This is a genomic window from Paracoccus chinensis, assembly GCF_900102885.1.
In the GTDB taxonomy this organism is placed as follows: Bacteria; Pseudomonadota; Alphaproteobacteria; order Rhodobacterales; family Rhodobacteraceae; genus Paracoccus; species Paracoccus chinensis.
In genome coordinates this window covers 1-5,140 of record NZ_FNGE01000044.1, presented here as the reverse complement: position 1 = coordinate 5,140, position 5,140 = coordinate 1, and the positions used below count along the sequence as shown (strand labels likewise).

Annotated in this window: 8 protein-coding genes and 1 pseudogene; 3 read left to right on the top strand and 6 right to left on the bottom strand. The window is 60.4% G+C overall.

Annotated features, from left to right (window positions below):
- The 4 genes from BLQ03_RS18725 to BLQ03_RS17285 form a co-directional block, all read right to left on the bottom strand.
- On the bottom strand, positions 1 to 288 hold a 288-nt coding region (locus tag BLQ03_RS18725; RefSeq protein WP_217629794.1), incomplete at its 3' end, for a hypothetical protein.
- 40 nt (positions 289 to 328) lie between these two features.
- The gene (locus BLQ03_RS17295) at positions 329 to 721 is read right to left on the bottom strand and encodes a type II toxin-antitoxin system VapC family toxin (protein WP_090757535.1); all 393 of its coding nucleotides are present in this window, start codon (positions 719 to 721) and stop codon (positions 329 to 331) included.
- Complete coding sequence (locus BLQ03_RS19280) at positions 708 to 983, bottom strand: AbrB/MazE/SpoVT family DNA-binding domain-containing protein (RefSeq protein ID WP_090757534.1); 276 nt, start codon at positions 981 to 983, stop codon at positions 708 to 710. Before BLQ03_RS19280 ends, BLQ03_RS17295 begins: the two co-directional genes overlap by 14 nt.
- A 230-nt stretch (positions 984 to 1,213) precedes the next feature.
- Entirely contained in the window at positions 1,214 to 1,438 is a 225-nt protein-coding gene (locus BLQ03_RS17285) for a hypothetical protein (RefSeq protein WP_090757533.1), read from the bottom strand.
- A gap of 208 nt (positions 1,439 to 1,646) precedes the next feature.
- On the opposite strand from BLQ03_RS17285, the gene BLQ03_RS17280 reads away from it, so the two are divergent.
- Positions 1,647 to 2,774, top strand: coding sequence for a helix-turn-helix transcriptional regulator (locus tag BLQ03_RS17280; RefSeq protein ID WP_139166803.1), 1,128 nt, complete (start codon positions 1,647 to 1,649; stop codon positions 2,772 to 2,774).
- A gap of 192 nt (positions 2,775 to 2,966) precedes the next feature.
- A complete protein-coding gene (locus BLQ03_RS17275) occupies positions 2,967 to 3,575 on the top strand; it encodes a LysE family translocator (RefSeq protein WP_090757531.1) in 609 nt (202 codons plus the stop codon).
- Positions 3,576 to 4,031: 456 nt separating this feature from the next.
- Here BLQ03_RS17275 and BLQ03_RS17270 read toward each other — a convergent pair whose 3' ends face one another.
- Positions 4,032 to 4,520 carry a hypothetical protein gene (locus BLQ03_RS17270; RefSeq protein ID WP_139166802.1) on the bottom strand — a complete coding sequence of 163 codons (489 nt, stop codon included), beginning with the start codon at positions 4,518 to 4,520 and terminating at the stop codon, positions 4,032 to 4,034.
- A gap of 320 nt (positions 4,521 to 4,840) precedes the next feature.
- Between BLQ03_RS17270 and BLQ03_RS18155 the strand changes: the two genes are divergently transcribed.
- A complete protein-coding gene (locus tag BLQ03_RS18155; RefSeq protein ID WP_139166801.1) occupies positions 4,841 to 5,038 on the top strand; it encodes a hypothetical protein in 198 nt (65 codons plus the stop codon).
- Between the two features lie 20 nt (positions 5,039 to 5,058).
- On the opposite strand, the pseudogene BLQ03_RS18150 reads toward BLQ03_RS18155, so the two are convergent.
- Positions 5,059 to 5,140 (bottom strand): annotated as a pseudogene (locus BLQ03_RS18150) (IS5/IS1182 family transposase); the annotation flags it as partial.

Genomic DNA, 5,140 nt, shown 5'->3' with positions numbered 1-5,140 from the left:
TTGAACTCGCGGCTGAACTTCCGTCTCGTCATGTGTGATCTCCAGTCCCTTGGTCACGATCTTATCTTCGTGTCCACGAAACCGGCAGCAGGCCAAAGCGTGACTTGGCCGTTTAGGAGGTTGGGGCAGGGTGTCCACCTCTGTCATCGGCTTCTCACAGAAGACTTCGGTGGGGTCCGGTACACATGGGCCTCGGTCGCCCCGAAAACCCGGCCCTTCAAAGCGGGCAGGAAGGGCTTCAATGCCAAACCTGTAGAAGGCTTCGACAAGGCCGCCGTTCATGAGCATGTCGTAGGCCTGGGAACCATACTTCCGGCTGAATATGCCCTTAATCAGGCTCCCTGACAGCGACCAGTCCCAGTCGGCGCGCTCCTCTGACGAGGCGTGCGTCAAAGGTGACAAAAGCCTCTACCTGGTTGGTAGCGTCCAGATGGAGGGCATCGGCGAAATCGAGGCCAGCCTCGGCCCGGTCGAGCGCTTGGGCAAGACGATCCGGCGCCTCGATGCGCACCTGTGGCAGCCCGGCAAAGGCACGCAGGGCTGCATAGATGCGTTCAGGCGCAAGTCGGTAGGCGCTCCGAAGCACCCACTCGGTTTCGAGCAGAACGGTAAGAGCCACGAACACCTCATGGTCCTCTAGGAGGGCCCGCGCGCGGGGTGACTGCTCGGAGTGATCGTTGGTCAGGAAGCGGACCAGGATATTGGTATCAATCGCGATCATGCCGCCGGGCTGCCTCCTCCAGAACGGCGGCATCCATTTCCTCGATCGTCCTGGGGGAGGCTGAAGTCGGCAGGATCCCGAACACCTCATCGAGGCCAGTGCGGGGGAACGCTGGAGCTGGGCGCAGGAGCACGCCTTCGGGCGTGTCCTCGACCACAAGGCGCGTGCCTGCGGTCCAATGACGGCTCGAGCGCACTGCCTTGGGCAGGATTACCTGACCCTTGGTGGAAATTGTCGTTGTAAGGGGAGCAGGCGCACCCATAGCAACATCCCTAAGTAAGACAGAGGTAAGATAATGGTGGACGATGCCGATCGCAAGTCGATGCACACGCTTCCCTTACAAGAGGAAAATGTATGGCTTCGGCCCCGCCACAAAGCGCCTCCGTTTTTTTTACTCCCAAGGCTTCATGCGCCCGAAGCAGCAGTCATTCTTTGATCTGACGTTCGCTACAGGGTGATTGGACGGGGAGCAGCTAACGCTCGGCCTTTGTGTCAGATGCTGCTGACGTTCATCGACCGCATACCGCACTGCCAGCGTCGGACCTCCCATTTCCGGTGGGCTTCCTGCCAGCGCGCAATGATGGGCTGAGCCTGCGTCATGCAGGTGATGAGGCTGACCTCGCGGGGGTCGAAGAGCAGGCTGAAGTCCCGACACTCTCCCTCCGACGCGGACAACTGAGAGGACAAAAGGCAGGCTTTGATGAGCAGTTCGATCATGGTTCGCCCCTCTGGCTTGCACTGTGCGGCCGAGCCCTTCCCTGCTTGCAAAAATGAGGTCCCGGTTCCGTCTTTTCTGCCCTAAGGGCCTGCGGCCCGCAGGAGAGGGAAAGACGTGAGGCTCAGACTAAGGTAGCATGAAGGAATGACTAATCCCCCGAATGAGGTAATCTGCCTCAAATCTGTGCAATGGAGGTGAATGCATGCTATGGGAGCAGCACCCCCTGATGCAGGCGAACTGATCGATCGCCTTTATGCCGCGCTATTTGGCGAGGCGCCCTGGCAGGATTTCGTGACACGAACCTGCGACCTCATGCCGAACGGCAAGTCGGTGCTGTTCTTTCATGACAAGGGTTCGGGCGCCGGGGCCATGTCGCTGACGGCCGGCCTTGATGAGGCGGTGGTCGCGAAGTTCAACGATTACTATCACAGGGTGAACCCTTGGGTGGGTCACGCCATGCGGCGCCCGCTCGGCAAGGTCATGCAGGCCGACGAGATGCTGCCGCGCGAGGTCCTGAAACGCAGCGAATATTTCCAGGACTACCTGCGTCCGCAGGACATCGAAACCGGACTGGGCGTGACGCTGCACCGCGATGCTCGGCTGCATGTCTTTTTCAGTATCGTCAGCGCGGATGTTGGCGAGGAGCGGCTCGAGCACGCCCGCCGCATGATCACTCTTCTCGTTCCGCATCTGTGCCGTGCCTTTCGCATTCGCCGCGAGGGCTCTGCTGAAGGCCTCCGATCGCCGTCCGGAGGTCGGTTGCAGATTGACACAAGATTGCGGGTTGTGGCGGCCGATGCCGAAGCCCTGAGCCTCCTGGCCCAGACCGAGGCACTCAGCATTGGACCCTTGGGGAGACTGCTCTGTAAGGATGCGGACCTCCTCTCCTGCGTGCAGCATCTTCTAACTTCGGACGCACCTCCTGCGGTTCAGCACCGACACCTCAAGCGGAGGTCCGGCGGGCTGCCGTTGCATGTCTGTGTTTATCGTCCAGGTCCTGCGGGCAGCGCCTCCGCTGCGGCTGTGTCCTGCTTCATGCAGCTGGATGATCCCGCGCGCGCACTGCCAGAGGGGGTGCACCGGTTCTGCGCCATGCATGGCCTGACATGCGCCGAAGCGGGCATTGTTGAAGGCCTCGTAACAGGGCACACGCTCGACCAGATCGCAGCGCAAAGAAAGACGTCGCAGGCCACTGTCCGCACCCAGCTGAAGACGATTTTCTGGAAGACGGGCTGCAGGCGGCAAGCGGACATCATCTGCCAGGCCGCCGTCATGGCTCAGGGACAGGGCCCGCCCATCCTGGCTCCAATCGTGATCCCGGAGCCAGGCGACTGAGCGGCCGTGCCAGCTGTCCACCGCGGAACCTCGAGCCGCGCGCGTTGCTGCTTTTCTGACCACATCCCCCCATCCGGCGTATGTTGCCCTCTCGCCTGCCGACTTAGCCTGAAGTTCTAAAAGCTTGTGTCATCAGATCGAGAAGGCGGGCCGGGCTCCTTTGTCAAAGGGGGCAAGGCTTCCAAGAGGCTCATGGAAGCAGCGGCGCTTCTGACATACATGGCGACCCTTGGCGCATTGACCCTTGCGCCGGGCCCGCTGGTCGCCGTGCTGGTCGCGCGCTCCTCCAGCCAGGATCGGGCAGGCGCATGTGCTTTGGCGATCGGTATGTGCGTAGGCGACGTTCTGGTCATTCTGGCAATCTGCGCCGGTCTCGGGTTCTGGCTTCAGGCGCATCCCGAGATTTTTACTGTTGGAAAATATGCGGGCGTCGGATTGCTTCTCTGGATGGCATTCCGGATGTGGAGCGCCTCGGCGGCGCCGGCCGCTCATCCAGCACCGACCTGCGGTATCATCTCCTCGGCGCTGGTTGGGCTTGCCCTCTGCCTCAGCAGCCCACAGACGGTCGTGATGTATCTCGTGCTTCTGCCGCGTGTCATCGATCTGACCGGAGTGCGTGCTCAGGAGACGCTCATGCTGATCGCGGCCACGATCCTGGCGCTGCTCGGGGTTTTCCTCCTGGTGATCTTCTGCGCCGACCTGACGCAGAGGCTGCTGCGCTCCTCGGTTGGTGTGGTCCTCTGGGCACGAGGAACAGCGCTGGCCGTGGCCACTTCGGCGGCCGGCGTCTTCTTTTGGTGAGACTTGCCGACGGGAAGCAGGTGCCCGCGGTCAGGTCGAATGGACAGGAATGGAAAGAATAGGGAACCGGACGTCCTTGGCCAGAGAGATAAAGCTCCATGGATCTTTGCTCCAAATAGTTCCCAGAACCGGAGCAGCAGTCGGGGACTACCTCAATGAGGTTGTGGACGCGCTGGACGCGCTACCCCAGATGCGACTTCAATAGTCAGATTTATGTAACCTAAATTCTCCCTAGTTCTGATCCAATAGCACCCGGTCCTCTCAAGCGCCGAGCACCTCTCCTTTGCCCCCGGATCCCGCGCGAAGGATCGCACCCCGCATGGGCCGAGACGCGCTAGCGCGGCTCGGGCGGAGGGCGCGTCAGCGGCCGGAACGAGAGCCTGATCCCGGCGCGCCGGGACGCGCCCGACTGCCAAGACTTCTCTGTCAAGAACAAGGCTGAGGGTTCGAGCGGCCTCAATCCGTCCTGGGCCTGGGCCTGACGCCTGCGGGGTTGCTGAAGCCTGGCCCTTCAAAGCGGGCAGGAAGGGCCTCGATGCCGAACCTGTATAAGGCGTCGACAAGGCCGCCGTTCATGAGCATGTCTTGGGCCTGAACGCCATATTTCTGGCTGAAATCGTCAGTATGATCGAACACCTGCGGCCCATCTGCAGCAATGCGCCGCGCCACATCCAGAACCACGAGGCTGCCAAGGAAAGATCGGTGCTCATATCCGGTCCCCTCCAAACCAGAGCAGTTGAACAACCCGGTGACGCGTGCAGGGCAATGGCTCATACCCCTTTTCCTCATCACGTCTAAACCGCAGGACGCAACGTCTCGGAGGATCATAAATTTCCGCCAAGGTCGTTGTTTCATCGCCACATCGACGCGCAACATCCTGCGGCGCTGGCCTGATAGTTGAAGAAAAATCACCGTTTTCCGGGCTCGAGGGCGATAGCTAGCCACGCAGAGATCCTCGTACGGATCACACCCTGCATCCACGACCCTCTACGCATTTTCAAGAAACATGACGATTTAGATATAGCCGATTGGCTATACCAGAGGGCGATAAATCTAATAAATCTCGGGACTTCTCTGAAACGTTGAGTAGAGTTTCCCTGCGGTGCTTCGGAAGAGCCATGACCAAGTGCTTTGCGGCCATGGCGGTTGCGGAGTTCACGCAGAACAGGCGGACACACCCAGGGCTGTCACCTCGACGTGCGGTTTTGGGGAGGCATCCGCTTCTCGAAGATACCAGATACAACATTCGCGACCGAGACATTCACATGAGCAGCCAAGACAGTTGTATAAACGGCCCAGGACTGACGAAGACGGAATGGGAACTGCTGCTGGACGCGATCCATGCTTACAACCACAATGCGGATTACCGCATCCTCCACGGCAAGCTGGCCATTCTGGCCAAGGCCTCAGGCGTCAGGCCGAAAAACACGACGCTGACCAGGGGGGAAGCCGGCCGGGTTTGAGAGGTCTGGCAGGACCTAGGTCATGTTGACAAATGGCGCAGCCAGAGGCGGATCGACGTGATGTCGATGAAGCCCAGGAAGCTTTCGGCGGTCTTGTCATGA